The 18793-nt window shown below is 68.0% G+C and carries 19 protein-coding genes; 13 read left to right on the forward strand and 6 right to left on the reverse strand.

All coding sequences use genetic code 11. The features are described from left to right. Positions 1-821, forward strand: an 821-nt coding sequence (locus sphst_RS01825; RefSeq protein ID WP_107045065.1) for a bile acid:sodium symporter family protein, incomplete at its 5' end; no start/stop codon positions are given. A gap of 71 nt (positions 822-892) precedes the next feature. Beyond that, positions 893-3019, forward strand: a complete 2127-nt coding sequence (locus tag sphst_RS01830; protein WP_107045066.1) for a histidine kinase dimerization/phosphoacceptor domain -containing protein — start codon at positions 893-895, stop codon at positions 3017-3019. A 3-nt stretch (positions 3020-3022) separates the two neighbouring features. On the opposite strand, the gene sphst_RS01835 is transcribed toward sphst_RS01830, so the two are convergent. The 4 genes from sphst_RS01835 to pyk form a co-directional block, all read right to left on the reverse strand. Further along, positions 3023-3565, reverse strand: coding sequence for a biliverdin-producing heme oxygenase (locus sphst_RS01835; RefSeq protein WP_056408889.1), 543 nt, complete (start codon positions 3563-3565; stop codon positions 3023-3025). Next, the gene (locus sphst_RS01840; RefSeq protein ID WP_031395223.1) at positions 3556-3753 is read right to left on the reverse strand and encodes a YbdD/YjiX family protein; all 198 of its coding nucleotides are present in this window, start codon (positions 3751-3753) and stop codon (positions 3556-3558) included. The genes sphst_RS01835 and sphst_RS01840 overlap by 10 nt, the downstream gene beginning before the upstream one ends. Next, a complete protein-coding gene (locus sphst_RS01845; protein WP_043157585.1) occupies positions 3750-5804 on the reverse strand; it encodes a carbon starvation CstA family protein in 2055 nt (684 codons plus the stop codon). Before sphst_RS01845 ends, sphst_RS01840 begins: the two co-directional genes overlap by 4 nt. A gap of 74 nt (positions 5805-5878) precedes the next feature. Continuing rightward, complete coding sequence (pyk, locus tag sphst_RS01850) at positions 5879-7342, reverse strand: pyruvate kinase (protein ID WP_107045067.1); 1464 nt, start codon at positions 7340-7342, stop codon at positions 5879-5881. An 80-nt stretch (positions 7343-7422) separates the two neighbouring features. Between pyk and sphst_RS01855 the strand changes: the two genes are divergently transcribed. The 3 genes from sphst_RS01855 to sphst_RS01865 all read left to right on the forward strand — a co-directional run bounded on the left by sphst_RS01855 (position 7423) and on the right by sphst_RS01865 (position 8506). Continuing rightward, positions 7423-7731, forward strand: a complete 309-nt coding sequence (locus sphst_RS01855) for a DUF1244 domain-containing protein (protein WP_031395221.1) — start codon at positions 7423-7425, stop codon at positions 7729-7731. 158 nt (positions 7732-7889) lie between these two features. Then, a complete protein-coding gene (locus sphst_RS01860) occupies positions 7890-8132 on the forward strand; it encodes a DUF2312 domain-containing protein (protein WP_197975315.1) in 243 nt (80 codons plus the stop codon). 89 nt (positions 8133-8221) lie between these two features. Beyond that, on the forward strand, positions 8222-8506 hold the full coding sequence (locus sphst_RS01865) for a DUF1294 domain-containing protein (RefSeq protein WP_031395219.1): 285 nt from the start codon (positions 8222-8224) through the stop codon (positions 8504-8506). Here the strand turns inward: sphst_RS01865 and sphst_RS01870 are convergent, their stop codons facing one another. Then, positions 8507-9970: an ATP-binding protein gene (locus tag sphst_RS01870; protein WP_107045068.1), complete on the reverse strand. Its 1464-nt coding sequence runs from the start codon at positions 9968-9970 to the stop codon at positions 8507-8509. It abuts the gene before it with no gap. A 113-nt stretch (positions 9971-10083) separates the two neighbouring features. Here sphst_RS01870 and sphst_RS01875 point away from each other — a divergent pair, with 113 nt between their 5' ends. The 4 genes from sphst_RS01875 to ruvA all read left to right on the forward strand — a co-directional run bounded on the left by sphst_RS01875 (position 10084) and on the right by ruvA (position 12702). After that, positions 10084-10626, forward strand: a complete 543-nt coding sequence (locus sphst_RS01875) for a DUF1003 domain-containing protein (protein WP_056408897.1) — start codon at positions 10084-10086, stop codon at positions 10624-10626. A 28-nt stretch (positions 10627-10654) separates the two neighbouring features. After that, positions 10655-11398 (forward strand): YebC/PmpR family DNA-binding transcriptional regulator, encoded by a 744-nt coding sequence (locus tag sphst_RS01880; RefSeq protein ID WP_031395214.1) that lies wholly within the window; start codon positions 10655-10657, stop codon positions 11396-11398. A 201-nt stretch (positions 11399-11599) separates the two neighbouring features. Further along, entirely contained in the window at positions 11600-12106 is a 507-nt protein-coding gene (gene ruvC / locus sphst_RS01885) for a crossover junction endodeoxyribonuclease RuvC (protein WP_031395213.1), read from the forward strand. Continuing rightward, positions 12103-12702, forward strand: coding sequence for a Holliday junction branch migration protein RuvA (ruvA, locus tag sphst_RS01890; protein ID WP_031440320.1), 600 nt, complete (start codon positions 12103-12105; stop codon positions 12700-12702). Before ruvC ends, ruvA begins: the two co-directional genes overlap by 4 nt. Before the next feature lie 2 nt (positions 12703-12704). On the opposite strand, the gene sphst_RS01895 is transcribed toward ruvA, so the two are convergent. Beyond that, positions 12705-13127 carry a winged helix-turn-helix transcriptional regulator gene (locus sphst_RS01895; RefSeq protein ID WP_107045069.1) on the reverse strand — a complete coding sequence of 141 codons (423 nt, stop codon included), beginning with the start codon at positions 13125-13127 and terminating at the stop codon, positions 12705-12707. Between the two features lie 117 nt (positions 13128-13244). On the opposite strand from sphst_RS01895, the gene sphst_RS01900 reads away from it, so the two are divergent. The 4 genes from sphst_RS01900 (at position 13245) to sphst_RS01915 (ending at position 18748) form a co-directional block, all read left to right on the forward strand. Then, a complete protein-coding gene (locus sphst_RS01900; protein WP_031394415.1) occupies positions 13245-14306 on the forward strand; it encodes an SDR family oxidoreductase in 1062 nt (353 codons plus the stop codon). Between the two features lie 76 nt (positions 14307-14382). Further along, entirely contained in the window at positions 14383-15408 is a 1026-nt protein-coding gene (ruvB, locus tag sphst_RS01905) for a Holliday junction branch migration DNA helicase RuvB (protein ID WP_031440317.1), read from the forward strand. Between the two features lie 94 nt (positions 15409-15502). Continuing rightward, positions 15503-17776: a phosphoenolpyruvate--protein phosphotransferase gene (ptsP, locus tag sphst_RS01910; RefSeq protein ID WP_031396191.1), complete on the forward strand. Its 2274-nt coding sequence runs from the start codon at positions 15503-15505 to the stop codon at positions 17774-17776. 102 nt (positions 17777-17878) lie between these two features. Then, positions 17879-18748, forward strand: coding sequence for a helix-turn-helix domain-containing protein (locus sphst_RS01915; protein WP_043158400.1), 870 nt, complete (start codon positions 17879-17881; stop codon positions 18746-18748). Positions 18749-18793: the final 45 nt, after the last annotated feature.

Genomic DNA, 18793 nt, shown 5'->3' on the forward strand with positions numbered 1-18793 from the left:
GGGACGGGCTGCGCAACTGGCCGCTCCACCTCGCTGTGCTGGGGGTGACGTTTGTCGCCTTTCCCGCGCTCGGGCTCGGGCTCGGGCTGACCGCGTTGCCCTTCGTCGACGCGCGGATGGCGACGGGCGTGCTGTTCCTGACCCTGCTGCCCTCGACGGTCCAGTCGTCGATCGCCTTCACCGCGATTGCGCGCGGCAATGTCGCGGCCGCGGTCTGCAGCGCATCCTTTTCCAACCTGCTCGGCATACTGATCACCCCCGCGCTGGTAGCTTTGCTGATGCGGAACGCAGGCAATGCCGGCGGGATGTCGATCGAGAGCGTCGAGACGATCATCGTCCAGCTGCTCGTGCCGTTCGTGGCGGGGCATGTGCTGCGGCCCTGGATCGGCGCATGGGTGACGCGGCGCAAGGCGATGCTGACGATCGTCGATCGCGGATCAATCTTGCTCGTCGTCTATGGCGCGTTCGGCGCGGCGGTGGTCGAGGGCTTATGGAGCCGTGTGTCGCTCGGCGACCTACTCCTGATCGGGCTGCTTTCCTGTGCCCTGCTGGCCATCGTGCTGGCGCTGACGCTGACGATCGCGCGGCTGATGCGGTTGCCGCGCGAGGATGCGATCGTGTTGCTGTTCTGTGGGTCGAAGAAGAGCCTCGCGTCGGGGGTGCCGATGGCCGGCGTGCTGTTCCCCGCGGCGCAGGTCGGCGTGATCCTGTTGCCGCTGATGCTGTTCCACCAGATCCAGCTGATCGCCTGTGCGGTGATCGCGCGCCGCTATGCAGACCGGGCGGATGCGCGCGTGGAGGCGATGGCACCGGTGGCGTAACTGCCTTGGCTTATTTGCTTTTCCACGCGCGAAACGACATGGTCGCGGCTTGACGGAAAGGCCCAGCATCTGTGACTGATACCGCGTTGGACCTTACGGCCTGCGATCGGGAGCCCATACACATTCCCGGCGCGATCCAGCCGCACGGGCTGTTGCTCGTCGCCGATGCGGCGAGCCTGCGCGTCGTTGCGGGCGCGGGCGATATCGAGACGCGGCTGACCCCCGACTGGCTGGGCGCAGACCTCGCGACGCTGATCGGCCAGGACGTTGCCGCGCTGCTGGCGGAGCGATCGGGGCGCGGCAGCATGATCGGCGCTGCCGTCGGCACGCTGGTCGCGGGTACCAGCGAGCAGTTCCACATGGTCCTGCATGCGAGCGAGGAACACGTCCTCGTCGAGCTCGAGCCCGCCACGACGGCGCCGTCGAGCGCCGCGACTGTGCTCGGCTGGCTGGATTCGATGGCGACCGCGTTCGAGCGATCGGGCAATCTTCAGGCGTTGTGCGAGCAGGCGGCGGTCGCGTTCCGGACTCTGACCGGGTTCGACCGCGTCATGGTCTATCGCTTTCTCGACGACGAATCCGGGCGCGTGATGGCGGAGGATCGCGATCCCGCGCTGCACAGCTTCCTCAACCATCATTTTCCTGCGACCGATATCCCGAAACAGGCGCGCGCGCTGTATGTCCGTAATCGGACGCGCGCGATCCCGCATGCGGTCTATACACCCGCGATCCTGCGCCCTGCTGGGTTCGAGAGGCTCGACCTGAGCGACGTCGCGCTGCGCAGCGTGTCGCCGATCCATCTGCGCTACATGACCAACATGGGCGTCGCGGCGTCCGCGTCGATCTCGATCGTCAAGGACGGGCTGTTGTGGGGGATGATCGCCTGCCACAGCATGACGCCGCGGACGCTGGCGCCCGATGTTCGCGCGACCGCGAGCACGCTGGCGAGTAGCCTCGCCCGACAGATCCGCGCGAAGGAGGAGGCCGAGGGATACCGCGAACGCCTGCGGCTGCGGTCGGTGGAAGACGTCGTCGTGCTCAAGATGGCCACCGAGGGCAGCGCGCAGCGGACCGCGGCGGCGGTCGGCGACGACCTGCGCCGGATGCTGGCGAGCGACGGCTTCGCGCTCGTCCAGCACGGCGCGGTGCAGCGCGACGGCCAGTGTCCGGACGACAGAGACGTACTGGACCTGGTCGAGTGGATCCGCAGCCGCGGGACAGGCGACATCGTTGCAACGCATGCGCTGTCGACGCTCTACCCGCCTGCGGAACGCTATCGGTCAAAGGCGAGCGGGCTGCTTGCCATGCCGCTGATCGACGAGGGCGCGGTGCTGTTGTGGTTCCGCGCCGAGCGGATCACCGAGATCGAATGGGCAGGCAATCCGCATAAGGCGACGTCGGGCGATCCCGCCGAACAGCTGACGCCGCGCACGTCGTTCGCGTCATGGACCGAAGAGGTGCGTGGCGAATCGCGGCGCTGGTCGCTCGAGGAGATCGAGGCCGGCTATCGCCTGCGTCGGATGTTCCACGACAGCTATGCGAGCAACCGGATGCGCGCGCTCAACCGCGAATTGCAGCGGACGCTGGCCGAAAAGGACGTGCTGATCGAGCAGAAGGACGTCCTGATGAAGGAGGTCAATCACCGTGTGCAGAACAGCCTGCAGATGGTCTCCGCGTTTCTCGCACTGCAGGCCAAGGCGGCAGGCGACGCCAATGTCACCGCGCATCTTGCCGAGGCGCAGGCACGGCTGTCTGCGGTCGCGCTGGTGCACCGGCGGCTGTACCGCGACGATCAGGTCCAGTCGGTCGACCTAGCACGCTATCTCGAGGAACTGGCGGGCGACATGAAGGGGACGCTGGGGCAGGACTGGGGCGCGCAGATGCGGCTCGACCTGGCACCGGTGCTGATGCCGACCGACCGCGCGGTCAATGTCGGGCTGATCCTGACCGAGCTCGTCATCAACGCGAGCAAATATGCCTATGGCGGGCAGCCGGGGCCGATCCTGATCGCGCTAGAGCAATATCGCAACCAGATCCGGCTGATCGTCGCGGACAAGGGCGTTGGTCAGACCGGCACGCGCGTCGGGTTCGGCAGCCGGATGATGAACGCGGTGGTCGGGCGGCTGTCGGGATCGATCGCGCAGCATGACAACATGCCTGGGCTGCGCGTGATCATGACCGCCCCGATCGAGGATTGAGGCTCAGCGTGCGGCGGCGGCGCGGCGGTACAGGTCGAAGGTCGCACGCGCGCCGGTGATGGCCTGGTCGATCCACCTGTCTGTTCCAACAAGCGTCGCGGCGCGGTCGAGTGCACCGAGCAGCTCGCGCCATTCGCCCGACAGATGGCGCGCACCGAGATAGGCGGTCGGCAGCCCGTCGGGCACGGTACGCGCGAGCATGATGCCGCCGAGCCGTGATCCCTCCACGACATAGAGCGCGCCCCAGGCCGCCGCGTCGCCCGCGGGCAGCGCGAAGGGCAGCGGTGGCGGCATCGCCTCGTCCAGCGCCCCGAGGTCGGCGGCGAGGAGGGGCGTGCGGGGGCGGAAGTGCGGCAGGCCCGGGACGGCTGCCAGCGCGTCCTCCGCTGCGGGAAGTGCGCGCGCGTGCGCATGGAGGAAGGCGCGGTAGCTGTCGGGCGCGGCGAGGTCGAAGTCGCCATAGGCGGCGTCGACGCGGTCGTGATCGCCGCCGGTCGCGCTGCGCAGCGCGGCGACGATCGAGCGTGGCGGGTCGTTCAGCAGCATCGGCCACCGCCCTTGCCGCCGTAGCGCGCCTGTTCGCGGTCACGGAAGAACGCCGCGGGATCCATCGCCGCATGGCCGGGGTGATGCTCGGCCATATGGCGCAGATAGGCGGCGTAGGAGGGCTGGCCGACCATCATCAGCGCGGTCTCCCGCGCGCGTGCCAGCAGGTGGCGGATGCGCGGCGTCATTCCGCCGGGACCAGCATGGGCGGAACCTCGGTCACGGTCGGGCGATCGACCTTCAGCGCCGCGCGGCAGCTGCGGATGCCGAAGGCGAGGATCGACACGACGACGCCGAGGAACAGCGCGATCAGCGCCGCGTCGATCCGGTCGTTGAAGATGATCCGCTGCATCTCTGCCATCGTCTTGGCAGGCGCGAGGATCTCGCCGCGCGCCGCAGCGTCCGCGAACTTGGACGCATGCGCGAGGAAGCCGACCTTCGGATCGCTCGAGAACAGCTTCAGCAGCCCCGCGGTGATCGTGCATAGGCACAACCACGCGGCGGGCAGGATCGTCACCCAGGCATAACGCTGGCGCTTCATCCGGAACAGCACAACCGTGGCGAGGATCAGCGCGACCGCGGCGAGCATCTGGTTCGAGATGCCGAACAGCGGCCATAAGGTGTTCACCCCGCCGAGTGGATCGGTGACGCCTTGGTAGAGGAAGAAGCCCCAGGCGGTCACGCACAGCGCGGTCGCGACGATGCCCGGGCCGATCGCCGAGGCATTGCGGAACGACGGCACCGCGAGCCCGATCAGGTCCTGCAGCATGAAGCGGCCGGCGCGGGTGCCGGCATCAACCGCGGTCAGGATGAACAGCGCCTCGAACAGGATCGCGAAGTGGTACCAGAACGCCTTCATCGCCTGACCACCGATCAGGTTACTGAAAATCTCCGCCATCGCGACCGCCAGCGTCGGCGCACCGCCGGTGCGGCTGATGATGGTCGTCTCGCCGACGTCGCGCGCGGCCTGCGCCAGCGCTTCTGGCGTGATTGCAAAGCCCATATTGGTGACCGCGGCCGCCGCCGACGCTGCGTCCGTACCGAGCACCGCAGCGGGGCTGTTCATCGCGAAATAGATGCCGGGATCGAGGATCGTCGCGCCGACCAGCGCCATGATCGCGACAAAGCTTTCCATCAGCATCGCACCATAGCCGATAAAGGGCGCGTCACCCTCGCTGGCGATCAGCTTGGGGGTGGTGCCGCTGGCGATCAGCGCGTGGAAGCCAGAGACTGCACCACAGGCGATCGTGATGAAGAGGAACGGGAACAGCCCGCCCGACCAGACCGGACCGCTGCCGTCGATGAACTTGGTGAGCGCGGGCATGCGCAGCGGCGGTGCGACGACCGCGATACCGATCGCCAGCGCGACGATCGCGCCGATCTTCAGGAAGGTCGACAGGTAATCCCGCGGCGCGAGCAGCAGCCAGACCGGCAGCACCGACGCGACCGCGCCGTAGCCGACCATCAGGATGCACAGCTGGACCGGGGTCAGCGTGAAGACCGGGCCCCAGAAGGCGGACTCGGCGACCTGGCCGCCATAGACGATCGCGAGCAGCAGCCCGATGACGCCGAGGATCGAGACCTCGCCGATGCGGCCCGGACGGATCCAGCGCGTGTAGATCCCCATCGCGAAGGCGAGCGGGATCGTCGCGGCGACGGTGAACAGCCCCCAGGGACTGCCCGCGAGCGCGCGGACGACGATCAGCGCGAGCACCGCGAGGATGATGACCATGATCGCAAAGGCACCGATCAGCGCGATCGTGCCCGCGACCGCACCCATTTCCATGCGGATCAGTTCGCCGAGCGACCGCCCGTCGCGGCGCATCGAGATGAACAGGATCATGAAGTCCTGCACCGCGCCCGCCAGCACGACGCCGGCGAGGATCCAGAGCGTGCCGGGGAGATAGCCCATCTGCGCGGCGAGCACCGGCCCGACCAGCGGTCCGGCTCCGGCGATCGCGGCGAAATGGTGGCCGAACAGGACGTTGCGGTCGGTCGCGACATAATCGAGCCCGTCCGCGCGGCGGATTGCGGGGGTCGGCCGCGTCGCATCGAGCTGCATGACGTTGCGCGCGATATAGCGGGCGTAGAAGCGATAGGCGATCAGGTTGACCGAGACCGATGCGGCGACGATCCACAGCGCGTTGACATGCTCGCCGCGCTGGAACGCGACCACCGCGAGCGCGCACGCCCCGAGCAGGCTCATCGCGCCCCAGCCGATCTTTTCGCGTAACGTCATGCGGTTGCTCCCCCGTCCGGTCCTTCTACCAGCCATCGCGGATTTGGCAGGGGAGCGCTAGGGGGAGGCGCACCTCAGACCTGCGAGTGGTGGCCCTTCAACTCGTCGCCGACGATCCGCACGACATGCAGCACGTTGGTCGAACCCGGCGTACGGAACGGCACGCCCGCGAGCACGATCACGCGGTCGCCCGCCTTCGCCATGCCGTGGCGCAGCGCCATGCGCTTCGACTTGGCGACCATGTCCTCGAACGATTCGACGTCGCGGGTGTGGACTGCATGCGTGCCCCACAACAGGCCGAGGCGGCGCGCGGTGTCCTGGCTCGGCGTCAGCACCAGCAGCGGCACCGAAGGCCGCTCGCGCGCGATCCGGCGTGCGGTCGAGCCCGAGGTGGTGAAGCAGATGATCGCGACCGCGGATACCGTCGCGGCGATGTTCTTCGCCGCCTCGGCCAGCGCGTCGGCCGTCGTCGGATCGGGCTTCATCACCGTGAAGTGCATGCGGTCGCCGTGCTCGGGGTCCGCCTCGACCGACACGCCGATCGCGTCCATCATCGCGACCGATTCGACCGGCCACGCGCCCGCGGCACTTTCCGCCGACAGCATGATCGCATCGGCGCCGTCATAGACCGCGGTCGCGACGTCCGAGACCTCGGCGCGCGTCGGCGAGGGCGAGGTGATCATCGATTCGAGCATCTGAGTCGCGACCACGACCGGGCGGCCCATGCGACGCGACACCTCGACGATGCGCTTCTGCAGCGGCGGCACCGCCTGCGGGGGCATCTCGACACCGAGATCGCCGCGCGCGACCATCACGCCGTCGCACGCCTCGACGATCTCCTCGAGCCGCTCGATCGCGGCGGGCTTCTCGATCTTGGCGAGCAGCGCGGCCTTGCCGCCGATCAGCTTGCGCGCCTCCCACAGATCCTCGGGACGCTGGACGAACGACAGCGCGATCCAGTCGACGCCCTGGTCGACCGCGAAGTCGAGATCGCTGCGATCCTTCTCGGTCAGCGCGGCCATCGGCAGGACGACGTCGGGAACGTTCAGCCCCTTGTTGTTCGACAGTGCGCCGCCGACCTCGACCCTGGTCGTGATTTCGCGCGGGCTGTGCAAGACGACGCGCAGCACCAGCTTGCCGTCGTCGAGCAGCAGACGCGCGCCCGGCTCGATCGCGGCGAAGATCTCGTCATGCGGCAGCTCGACGCGGGTCGCATCGCCCGGCGTCGTGTCGCGGTCGAGCACGAAGGTCGAGCCGGTTTCGAGCACGGTGCGGCCGCCGTCGAACTTGCCGACGCGCAGCTTGGGCCCCTGGAGATCGGCGAGGATCGTCGAGGGACGACGATATTGCTTCTCCAGCGCGCGAATCGCCTGGATCACCGCGATCTTCGACTGCTGGTCGCCGTGACTCATGTTGATGCGGAACGCGTCGGCGCCGGTGCGGAACAGCGTCGCGATCATCTCGGGCGTGCTGCTGGCAGGGCCTAGCGTCGCGAGGATGCGGACTTTGCGCGAGCGGGGTGCGATGGCCATGGTCATGCGTTGCGTTTCCTGGGGGAGGTCTTTGCCGCCACGGGCCTTAAACCCTATCTCGGTGGGATCAACTACGGAGCATACGAATGAACCACGATAGCGACACGCTGGACACACTCGACGATGCCGTAGCGGCGCAGGCCTTTCGCCGGCTGATCCGCCACCTGCGCCACCGCGACGATGCGCAGAATATCGACCTGATGGGTTTGGCGGGATTCTGCCGCAACTGCCTGTCCGACTGGGTCGAGGAGGCCGGTGGTCTCGACAAGGATGCGGCGCGCGAGGCGGTGTACGGCATGCCCTATTCGCAGTGGAAGGCGCAGCATCAGGGCGACGCCACGCCGGAGCAGCTCGAACGGATGAAGCAGAGCGTCGCCAAGAATGCGGTCGTCTGACCCGGGGTCGCTTGAGCCGCGAACGGTTACCGCCTAGACGCGGCGCCGCACTTGCAGCGGCGCGATTCATCGGTTCCTTGGGGCCCCGGTCGCCGCATGCGGGTCTGTGTTTCGAGCGAATGGGGACGAGTATCATGACGGACGAACGCCAACACGGCATGGGCGGCGGCGCGGTCGCAGCGGACGAACTGCGCCTGCTGATCGAGCGCGCCGAGCGTCTCGAAGAAGAGAAGAAGGGTATCGCGGACGACATCAAGGACGTGATGGCCGAGGCCAAGGGCCGTGGCTACGACCCCAAGGCGATCCGCAAGATCCTGTCGATCCGCAAGAAGAAGAAGGAAGAATATCAGGAGGAGGAGGCGATCCTCGAGGTGTATCTCCAGGCTCTGGGGATGATCTGACGATCGGTCTCTGCGCGGTGTCTCCCTCGCGATGCGTCATCGACGCCGGGGTGGACGCCGCGTCAACGTCGACGCGGTACCAGTGAGCCATGCTCGTATCGATCGCTGCGGCGTCATTTCTGTTTCTGTTGATCAACGCGGTCACGGTCGCCGCGTTCGCGCTGGACAAGCGCCGGTCGCTCGGTGGCGCATGGCGCATCCCCGAATCCCGTTTGCTCTGGTTCGCAGCGCTCGGTGGCAGCCCCGGCGCCTTCTGGGCGCGCCGTCGTTTTCGCCACAAGACCCGCAAGCAGCCGTTCGTCGGCCGGTTGCAGATGATCGCGATCGTGCAGATCGGCGTCGTCGCCGGACTGGTCTTCGTTTTCGCGGTCTAGTTAAGCCGCTTCTGCCGGCAGTGTCGTCCAGCCGAGTCCCGGGATCGTGATCGAGCGTTTGCCCGCCAGGTCTGTGCGGCAGACGATCAGGTTGCGGCTTTCGATATAGCCGATCAGGCGCTTCACACGGCCAAGCGAGCTGGTGCCGTAGGTCGCGGCGATGCGCGCGTCTGAGGGGCAGGGTTCGCCCTCGCGTGCGGCGCGTGCGACCAGCAGGAAGGCGCCGAGCATGTCGTCGGGCAGCCCGCTCGCGACGTCGAGCGCGGCGGTCCACGCCTCGTCGGTCATGTCGAAGATGCCGGCGCGTGCGCAACTCAGCCGGCGGACGAAGCCCGGCAAATCGAGCGGGGGCTTGGCGAGGCCGCCCATCCGGCATCGCACCTGGAAATCCTGGAACAGCACCGAGGGCGGGCGCAGCGTCGATTCGGGATCCTCGACGATCGCGCGGAACACGTCGGCATAGACCGCCTCGACCTCGTCATCGGTCTTCTCGGGCGGCGGGGGCGCGGCGGTGCGCGGCTCGGGCGGGCGGGCGATACCGTCGAGCAGTTCCTCGGCCGGAACGCGCCGCGGCCGCGAATCGAAGAGCAGGCCGAGTTCGGGGGCGTCGACCACGGGCTCGGACAGCAGGTCCTGCAGGTCCATCGGCGCGGCGCTGGGGAGCGGGGTCAGCTTGGGGCTGCCGCTGCGCGCCGAGGTCGCGACGTCGCCGATCTTCACGGTGATGGGGCGGCGCGAGACCGCGGGGCCGAGCGCCATGAAGGTGCCGCGCTGGAGGTCGCGGATCGCCTCCGCCTGACGCCGCTCCATGCCAAGCAGATCGGCGGCGCGTGCCATGTCGATGTCGAGGAAGGTTCGGCCCATCAGGAAGTTCGACGCCTCCGCCGCGACGTTCTTCGCGAGCTTCGCCAGACGCTGAGTCGCGATCACGCCGGCGAGACCACGCTTGCGGCCACGGCACATCAGGTTGGTCATCGCCGCGAGCGAGGCGCGGCGGACCTCTTCGGACACTTCGCCGCCGGTGACGGGCGCGAACATCTGCGCCTCGTCGACGACCACCAGCACCGGATACCAATGCTCGCGCGGCGCATCGAACAGCGCGGAGAGGAACGATGCGGCACAGCGCATCTGCCCTTCGACCTCGAGTCCCTCGAGGCTGAGCACCGCGGACGTCCGGTGTTCGCGCAGGCGGGTGGCGATGCGCGCGATCTCGCGTTCGCTATAGTCGCCCGCCTCGATCACGACATGGCCATGCGGGCCCGCGAGCGTCACGAAATCGCCTTCGGGATCGATCACGATCTGCTGGACATGCCCCGCCGACCGTTCGAGCAGGCGGCGCAGCAGATGCGACTTTCCCGATCCCGAATTGCCCTGCACCAGCAGGCGCGTGGCGAGAAGTTCCTCCAGGTCGACGCCGACGGCCGTACCATTGCCGTCGGTGCCCATATTCACGCTAACCGTCATGCCGCGCGTTTGGCAGGTGCGGGCGCATCGGGGCAAGGAGTCTTTCGCGGGTCTCGTCGCAAGCGCGGTTTTGCGCGCTGGCTTAATCCGCAATCGCGGTTACGCCTTTCGCCATGGCTACATCCTCTCCGCTCGACGATCTCTCGCACCGCCTGCTCGGCAAGTCCCCCGGCGAGCTCAACGACGAGCAGCGCCGCGTGCTCGCGGGGATCGAGGCGGGGACCACGGTCAGTCGCGACGCCGCCGACCTGGCCGACGAACGCGCGACGTTCGGCGAGCGGCTCTCGGACCGGGTTGCGGCGGTCGGCGGGTCGTGGGGGTTCATCATCGCGTTCACTGCGGTGCTGCTCGGCTGGATGATCCTCAATTCGGACATCCTCACGCATTTCAACGCGGCGTTCGATCCCTATCCCTACATCTTCCTCAACCTGCTGCTGTCGACGGTCGCGGCGATCCAGGCGCCGATCATCATGATGAGCCAGAACCGGCAATCGGCGAAGGACCGGCTCGCCGCGAGCCTCGATTACGAGACCAATCTGCGCGCCGAGCTGGACATTTTGCGCGTGCATCACAAGATCGACCATCTGGTGCTCGCGCGGCTCGACGCGATTGAGGCGAAAATCGATGCTCTGGCGAAATCGGGTGCCGGAGCCTAAGAGCGGCGCATCAGCTATAGAGGCACAGATGGCAGGCCATTCCAAATATAAGAACATCATGCATCGCAAGGGTGCGCAGGACAAGAAGCGCTCGTCGGCGTTCAGCAAGCTCAGCCGGGAAATCACGGTTGCGGCCAAGATGGGCCTGCCCGATGTCGACATGAACCCGCGCCTGCGCGCCGCGGTGAATGCGGCCAAGGCGGCGTCGCTGCCCAAGGAGAACATCCAGCGCTCGATCGACAAGGCGAGCCGCGGCGATGCCGAGAATTACGAAGAGATCCGCTATGAGGGCTTCGGGCCGGGCGGCGTGTCGCTGATCATCGAGGCGCTGACCGACAACCGCAACCGTACCGCAACCAACGTGCGCGTTGCGGTCGGCAAGAACGGCGGCAATCTGGGCGCGGGCGGGTCAGTGAGCCATGCGTTCGACCGCGTTGGGCTGATCTCCTACCCGGCGAGCGCGGGCGATGCCGACACGGTGTTCGAGGCCGCGCTCGAGGCGGGCGCCGAGGACGTCACGTCGAGCGAGGACGGGCATGAGGTCTGGACCGCGCAGGGCGATCTGCACGAAGTCGCCAAGGCGCTCGAGGCGAAGCTCGGCGAGGCCGAGGGCGCGAAGCTCGCCTGGCGGCCGCAGACGATGGTCGCGGTCGATGCGGACGATGCGGCGACGTTGTTCAAGCTGATCGACGCGCTCGACGATGACGACGACGTGCAGACGGTTTGGGGCAATTACGAGATCTCGGACGAGATCATGGAGACGCTGGGTTGAGCCAGTGAGAAGAAGGATTGGTTCGCGCGGAGACGCGGAGGCGCGGAGAGAGACGCTTCGCGCACGCGTCTTCCGCGCCAGCGGCGTTTCGGCGGTAGTCCAGCCCAGTGGAATGAAGGTCGCGCTAACGCGCGACGATGGTCAAGAGCGCACCCCCTCCGCGCCTCCGCGCCTCCGCGCGAACCAGTCTTCTTTCTTCTCATGATCATTCTAGGACTAGACCCCGGCCTCGGCACCACGGGCTGGGGCGTTATCCGTGCGGACGGTAACCGGCTGAGCCATATCGCCAATGGCCAGATCAGGACCGATCCGTCGATGGCGCTGCCGCGGCGGTTGACGGCGTTGTATTCGGCGTTGCTCGACGTCATCCGTGCGGAGCGGCCGGATGGCGCTGCGGTCGAGGAGGTGCTCGGCAACACCAATGCGCAGTCGACGCTGAAGCTGGGGCAGGCGCGCGGGGTGGTGCTGCTCGCGGCGGCGGGGGCGGGGCTGCATATCGGCGAATATCACCCCTCGACTGTCAAGAAGGGCGTCGTCGGCACCGGCGGCGCGGACAAGAAACAGATTCAGGCGATGATGGCGGTGTTGCTGCCCGGTGCGAAGCTTGCCGGCCCCGATGCCGCCGACGCGCTGGCGGTGGCGATCACGCATGCGCATCATGTCGCGAGCGCGGCGGCGCTGTCGCGACGCACGGGAGTAGGCGCATGATCGTCCATCTGAAGGGCCGGCTCGATTCGACCGGGATCGACCATGCGGTGATCGATGTCGGCGGAGTCGGCTATCTGGTCGGCGCGTCGGCACGCACGCTGTCGGCCCTCGGGCCGATCGGCGAGGCCTGCACCGTCTTCACCGAACTTTTGGTCGGCGAGGATTTCCAGCGGCTCGTCGGATTTTCGAGCGCGGACGAGCGCGACTGGTTCCGGTTGCTGACCGCGGTGCAGGGCGTCGGCGCGCGGGTTGCGCTCGCGATCCTGTCCGCGCTTGAACCCGTCGACCTGTCGCGGGCGATTGCCAGCGGCGACAAGGCGATGGTCGCGCGCGCGAACGGCGTCGGGCCGAAGCTCGCCCAGCGTATCGTCATGGAATTGAAGGACAAGGTCGGCGGGATCGCACTCGGGCTCGGGCCCGCAGTGGTCAATGCGGCGCCGGGCGCGTCGGCGGATGCGGTGTCGGCGATGCTTAACCTGGGGTTCCGGCCCGCCGAGGCGAGCGTCGCGGTGGCGGCGGCGGACGAGGAACTGGGGCCGGGCGCGACGCTCGACGCGCTCGTCCGGCTGGCGCTGCGCAAGGCGTCGAAGCCCTAGCCTCAGTCGGTCTTCGGCCGTTTGGCGGACCGGCGGGGCGCGGGGCCGGGGCCGAACGCGTCGAGCGCATCGGCATTGGTGCGGCCCCAGTCGTAGAGCAGATTGACGGGCTCGACGAACCGCCTGCCGAGCGGCGTCAGACTATATTCGACCGCGGGGGGCATCGTCGCGAGCACGTCGCGCAGGATCAGCCCGCTGGTTTCCATGTCGCGCAGCGTCTGCGTCAGCATCTTCTTCGAAATGCCGGGCAGGCTGCGGTGGAGGACGCCGGTGCGCGCGCCGCCCTCGTGCCGCGCGTCGAGCGTGTGGAGGACCATGCTCGTCCATTTGGTCGCAAACAGGTCGAGCACCCGGCGCGGAGCGCAGTCCTCACGCCAGTCGTCGGTCACGGGGGCAGGATCGTGATCGGGGGGCGTGGTTGTCATACTGGGTCCCTGAACGTCACTGGGTCCCGAAAGGTGCCCGGGGCCCCGAATGGTGCCGTCTAGAACGCGTCGCGGGCGATGCCTAGCTACTGCGTTCAAGTGAAACGGAGAATGACGATGGCCCGGACGGCATTGGTGGTTGGCACGAGCGGTATTGTCGGCAGCGCGACGGCGGCGCTGCTGATCGAACAGGGATGGACGGTCCATGGCCTTGCGCGGCGTCCGTCCGCCCAGCCCGGCGTGCACCCGGTTGCTGCCGACCTGACCGACGCTGCGGGTACCGCCGCCGCGCTGAAGGATCTGGCGCCCGACGCGGTGTTCGTCTCGACCTGGTCGCGCCAGGCGACCGAGGCGGAGAATATCCGCGTCAACGGCGCGATGGTCCGCAACCTGCTCGACGGCCTGCGTCCCGCCAAGTCGGTGCGGCATGTCGCGCTGGTGACGGGCCTGAAGCATTATCTCGGGCCGTTCGAGGCGTATGGTAAGGGTGTGCTGCCGCAGACGCCGTTCCGCGAGGAGCAGGGCCGGCTCGAGGTCGAGAATTTCTATTATGCGCAGGAGGACGAAGTGTTCGCGGCGGCCGAGCGGGACGGCTTCAGCTGGAGCGTGCACCGTCCGCATACGGTGATCGGCAAGGCGGTCGGCAATGCGATGAACATGGGGACGACGCTGGCGGCCTATGCGACCCTGTGCCGCGAGACCGGGCGGCCGTTCCGCTTTCCGGGATCGGCGGCGCAGTGGAACGGGCTGACCGACATGACCGACGCGCGTCAGCTCGCGGCGCAGCTCGTCTGGGCGACGACGACGCCCGAGGCGGCGAACCAGGACTTCAACATCGTCAATGGCGACGTGTTCCGCTGGAGCTGGATGTGGTCGCGGATCGCCGAATGGTTCGGGATCGAGGCGGCGCCGTTCGACGGGACGGTCGTGCCGCTCGAGGAGCAGATGGCCGATGACGCGGTCGTGTGGCAGCGGATCGCCGAGCGCGAGGGGCTGGTCGAGGTCGATCTCACGCGCCTCGCCTCGCCGTGGCACACCGATGCCGATCTCGGCCGGCCGATCGAGGTCGTCACCGACATGGGCAAGAGCCGGCGGATGGGCTTTACGCGCTATCAGCCGACCGACGACGCGTTCTTCGACCTGTTCGCGCAGCTCCGCGCGGACCGGCTGATCCCGTGAATTCGGTAGGCCGGTCGGGCGGGACGCGCGCGACGGGGTGACAGGGGCGGGCGTGAACGGGTAGGGAACGGGCTTGATGACCGATGCCGAACGCCTGCTCACGCCAGCCCGCCGCCCCGAGGACGTGGATGCGGCGCTGCGCCCCAAGAATCTCGACGAATTCGTCGGGCAGAAGGCCGCGCGCGAGAATCTGCGGATCTTCATCCAGGCGGCCAAGGCGCGCGGCGATGCGCTCGACCATGTGCTGTTCTTCGGGCCGCCGGGGCTCGGCAAGACCACGCTCGCGCAGATCGTCGCGCGCGAAATGGGGGTGGGGTTCCGCGCCACCTCTGGGCCGGTGATCGCCAAGTCGGGGGACCTTGCCGCGCTGCTGACCAATCTCGAGGATGGCGACGTGCTGTTCATCGACGAGATCCACCGGTTGCAGCCCGCGGTCGAGGAGGTGCTGTATCCGGCGATGGAGGACCGCGCGCTCGACCTGATGATCGGCGAGGGGCCCTCGGCACGCAGCGTGCGGATCGACCTGCCGCGCTTTACTTTGGTCGGCGCGACGACGCGGCAGGGGCTGCTGACGACGCCGCTGCGCGATCGCTTCGGCATCCCGGTGCGGTTGCAATTCTATACCGTCGACGAGCTCGAGCGGGTGGTGACGCGTGCGGCCGGACTGCTCGGTCTCGCGATTTCGAAGGACGGGGCGATGGAGGTGGCGCGGCGCGCACGCGGCACGCCGCGGATCGCCGGGCGGCTGCTCCGCCGGGTTCGCGACTTTGCCGACGTCGCGGGCGCCGAGATCGTCGATGCGCGCACCGCGGACGCCGCGCTCAACCGGCTCGAGGTCGATGCGCTGGGGCTCGACGCGATGGACCGGCGCTATCTGATGATGATCGCCGACATCTATCGCGGCGGTCCGGTCGGGGTCGAAACGCTGGCGGCAGGCCTCAGCGAACCGCGCGACACCATCGAAGAGGTGATCGAGCCCTATCTGATTCAGCTCGGCCTCGTCGCGCGGACCGCGCGCGGGCGGTGCATGAACGCGGGCGGCTGGAAGCATCTCGGACTCAACCCGCCGGTCGGAAGCCAGGACGGGCTGTTCGACGTTTGAGGCGGGGCATGCAGCAATGACGATCGACCGGGCTTGCGCAGAAGAATACTTTTGTTGCGTGGCACCCAAGCGCTTGATCTGGTAGCTCCTCCCCATGCCCGTTTCGGCCGCCGCCTCCGCCCGCGAGATCCTCACCAGCCTTCACGACGTGATGGCCGCGCGCACGACCGCGCAAGCCAAGCTCAATTCGGTCGTCGGTATCATCGCCGCGGCGATCGATAGCGAGGTCTGTTCGATCTACCTCCTGCGCGAGGGCGTGCTCGAGCTGTTCGCGACGCGCGGCCTTGCGCAGGAGGCGGTGCACGTCACCAAGCTGGCGCTGGGCGAGGGGCTGGTCGGCACGATCGCGCAACAGGTCGAGGTGCTCAATCTCGACGAGGCGGCGAGCCATCCCGATTTCGCCTACAAGCCCGAGACCGGCGAGGAGCGCTATCACAGCTTTGCCGGGGTTCCGATCATCCGGCGCGAACGCGCGGTCGGCGTTCTTGCGGTGCAGCATGCCGAAACACGTAAATATCAGGACGTCGAGATCGAGGCGCTGCAGACCGTCGCGATGGTGCTGAGCGAGCTGATCGCCAATGCCGGGCTGATCGACACTGCGGGCGGCGGGTCGGATCGCCCGCAATCGACCGCAGCGATGCGGATCCCGGGGCAGAAGCTGGTCGACGGGATGGGCGCGGGCTTTGCCGTGTTCCACCAGCCGCGGATTCATATCGAGCATACCGTCGCCGAGGACACCGATGCCGAGCGGCACCGGGTCTATGCCGCGTTCGACAAGATGCGCGAAGGCATCGAGCGGATGACGCGCGAGGCCGAGTTCGGCGTCGGCGGCGAGCATGAGGAGGTTCTCGAGACCTACAAGATGTTCGCCTATGACGAGGGCTGGGCGCGGCGGATCAACGAGGCGATCGATTCCGGCCTGACTGCGGAGGCGGCGATCGAGCGCGTCCAGCAGCGCACCCGCCAGCGGATGCGGCAGATCGACGATCCGCTGCTCGCCGACCGGATGCACGATCTAGAGGATCTGGCGAACCGTCTGCTGCGGATCGTGTCGGGCCAGATGGGTACCGCCGCGCAGATGGGGCTGCGACAGGACACGATCCTGATCGCGCGTAATCTGGGGCCGGCCGAACTGCTCGAATATGACAAGCGCCGGTTGAAGGGCGTGATCCTCGAGGAAGGATCGCTCACCGCGCACGTGACGATCGTCGCGCGGGCGATGGGCGTGCCGGTGCTCGGCCGTGTCCGCGACGTCCGGCGGCTGATCGCCGAGGGCGACCTGCTGCTGCTCGACAGTGCCGACGCCAATGTCTTCGCGCGGCCCTCCGCGGCGATGGAGGAGGCGTTCGAGGCGCGGCTTGCGCTGCGGCAGAAGCGCAGGGCGGCGTTCGCGGCGTTGCGCGACGTGCCGCCGATCACGAAAGATGGCCACCGGCTGACGCTGATGGTCAATGCCGGGCTGCGCGACGATGCGGCCGCGCTCGACATCACCGGCGCGGACGGGATCGGCCTGTTCAGGACCGAATTCCAGTTTCTCGTATCCGCGACGCTGCCGCAGCGCGAGCGCCAGCAGCGGCTGTACCGCGAGGTGCTGGAGGTGGCGGGTGATCGGCCGGTGATTTTCCGCACCGTCGATATCGGCGGCGACAAGGCGCTGCCCTATCTCAACAAGGCCGCCGCGGATGAGGAAAATCCGGCAATGGGCTGGCGCGCGCTACGGCTGGGGCTCGAGCGCGACGGGCTGATGAAGGTGCAGGCGCGCGCGCTATTGGAAGCTGCGGCGGGGCGCACACTCAACGTGATGTTCCCGATGGTCAGCGAGCCTTGGGAGTTCGACGAGGCCAAGGCGCTGTTCGAGGCGCAGCGGAGCTGGCTGGCGGGGCGCGGCCGCAAGCTGCCGACGACGATCCGCTATGGCGCGATGCTCGAGGTGCCAGCGCTTGCCGAGATGCTCGACATCCTGCTGCCCAAGATCCAGTTCCTGTCGGTCGGCACCAACGACCTGACACAGTTCCTGTTTGCCGCCGACCGCGCCAATCCCAAGCTCGCCGAGCGCTATGACTGGCTGAGCCCGTCGATCCTGCGGTTCCTCGCCCGGCTCGTCGAGCCCGCGCGTGCCGCCGGTGTCGATCTCGGCGTATGTGGCGAGATGGGCGGGCGGCCGCTCGAGGCGATGGCGCTGGCGGGGATCGGGATCGACCGGCTGTCGATCACCCCGGCGGCGGTCGGGCCGATCAAGGCGATGGCGCGCTCGCTCGATCTGGCGGCGATCACCGCGAAGATGACGGCCCTGCTCGCCGATCCACCGCGCGACATGCGCGCCGTGCTGACCGACTGGGCGACGGAAAACGGCGTCGAGCTCGCCTGACGCGCGGGTTTCGCTAGGGCCTTCGCGTTGACATGGGTTATTGGCTCTGGAAGATGACCCGCCTTGATGGGCGCGCGCTACAGCCCATAATCGGAGACAAGAATGGACGACGTCGCAACCGGGCAGATCCCTCCGCCCGCCTCGCCCGAACGGGCCGGCGATATCCTGCGTGCAACGCGCGAGGCACAGGGGCTGACGATCGCCGATGTCGGGGGCCGGACGCGCGTGCCGCTGCGGCATCTCGAGGCGATCGAGGCGTCTGATTACGCGACTTTGCCGTCGTCGACCTATGCGGTCGGGTTCGCCAAGGCCTATGCGCGCGCGGTCGGCGCGGACGAGGTCCGGGTGGCCAATCTCGTGCGCGCCGAGCTTGGCAAGATCGTGCGCCGCACGCCCGAATACGAACCCTATGAAATGTCCGATCCGTCGCGCGTACCCTCGCGCGGCGTGGCGGTGATCGCGCTCGGCATTGCGCTGGCCGTGCTGATCCTGGTCGGCATCTGGTACGGCACCGACCTGTTCCGTGGCGGCGCGACCACGTCCGGGTCTGCGGCGGGATCGGTGGCGACGGTTGCCGAAGTGCCCAGCCCGACGCCGGCCTCCCCCGCAGCGGCGCCCGCGGCGCCGGCGCTGGAGACCGGGCAGGTCACGCTGGCTGCGACCGACGAGGTGTGGATGCGCGTCTATGATGCCGACAACAAGACGCTGTATCTGGGGACGATGAAGGCCGGCGACCGGTTCGACGTGCCGCGCGACGCGAAGGATCCGATGATCAACGTCGGGCGCCCGGACAAGCTGACGGTCACGCTCAACGGCTCGAACGTGCCGCCGCTGGGAACTGGCGAACGCGCGATCAAGGACGTCCGTGTCGGCGCCCCGGCGATTGCCGCACGGCTGAACGGCGCGCCTGCCGCGAGCGGTGGTGATGCCGCTGCCGAGGGGGCGCCGGGCAATGCATCGGGAACGCCTTAAGGCTGGCGACAGGAATGATGTTGCAGCTATATCGCTCGTCTTATC

Origin of the sequence: Sphingomonas sp. STIS6.2 (assembly GCF_000732685.2) — a bacterium.
Taxonomy (GTDB): Bacteria; Pseudomonadota; Alphaproteobacteria; order Sphingomonadales; family Sphingomonadaceae; genus Sphingomonas; species Sphingomonas aerolata.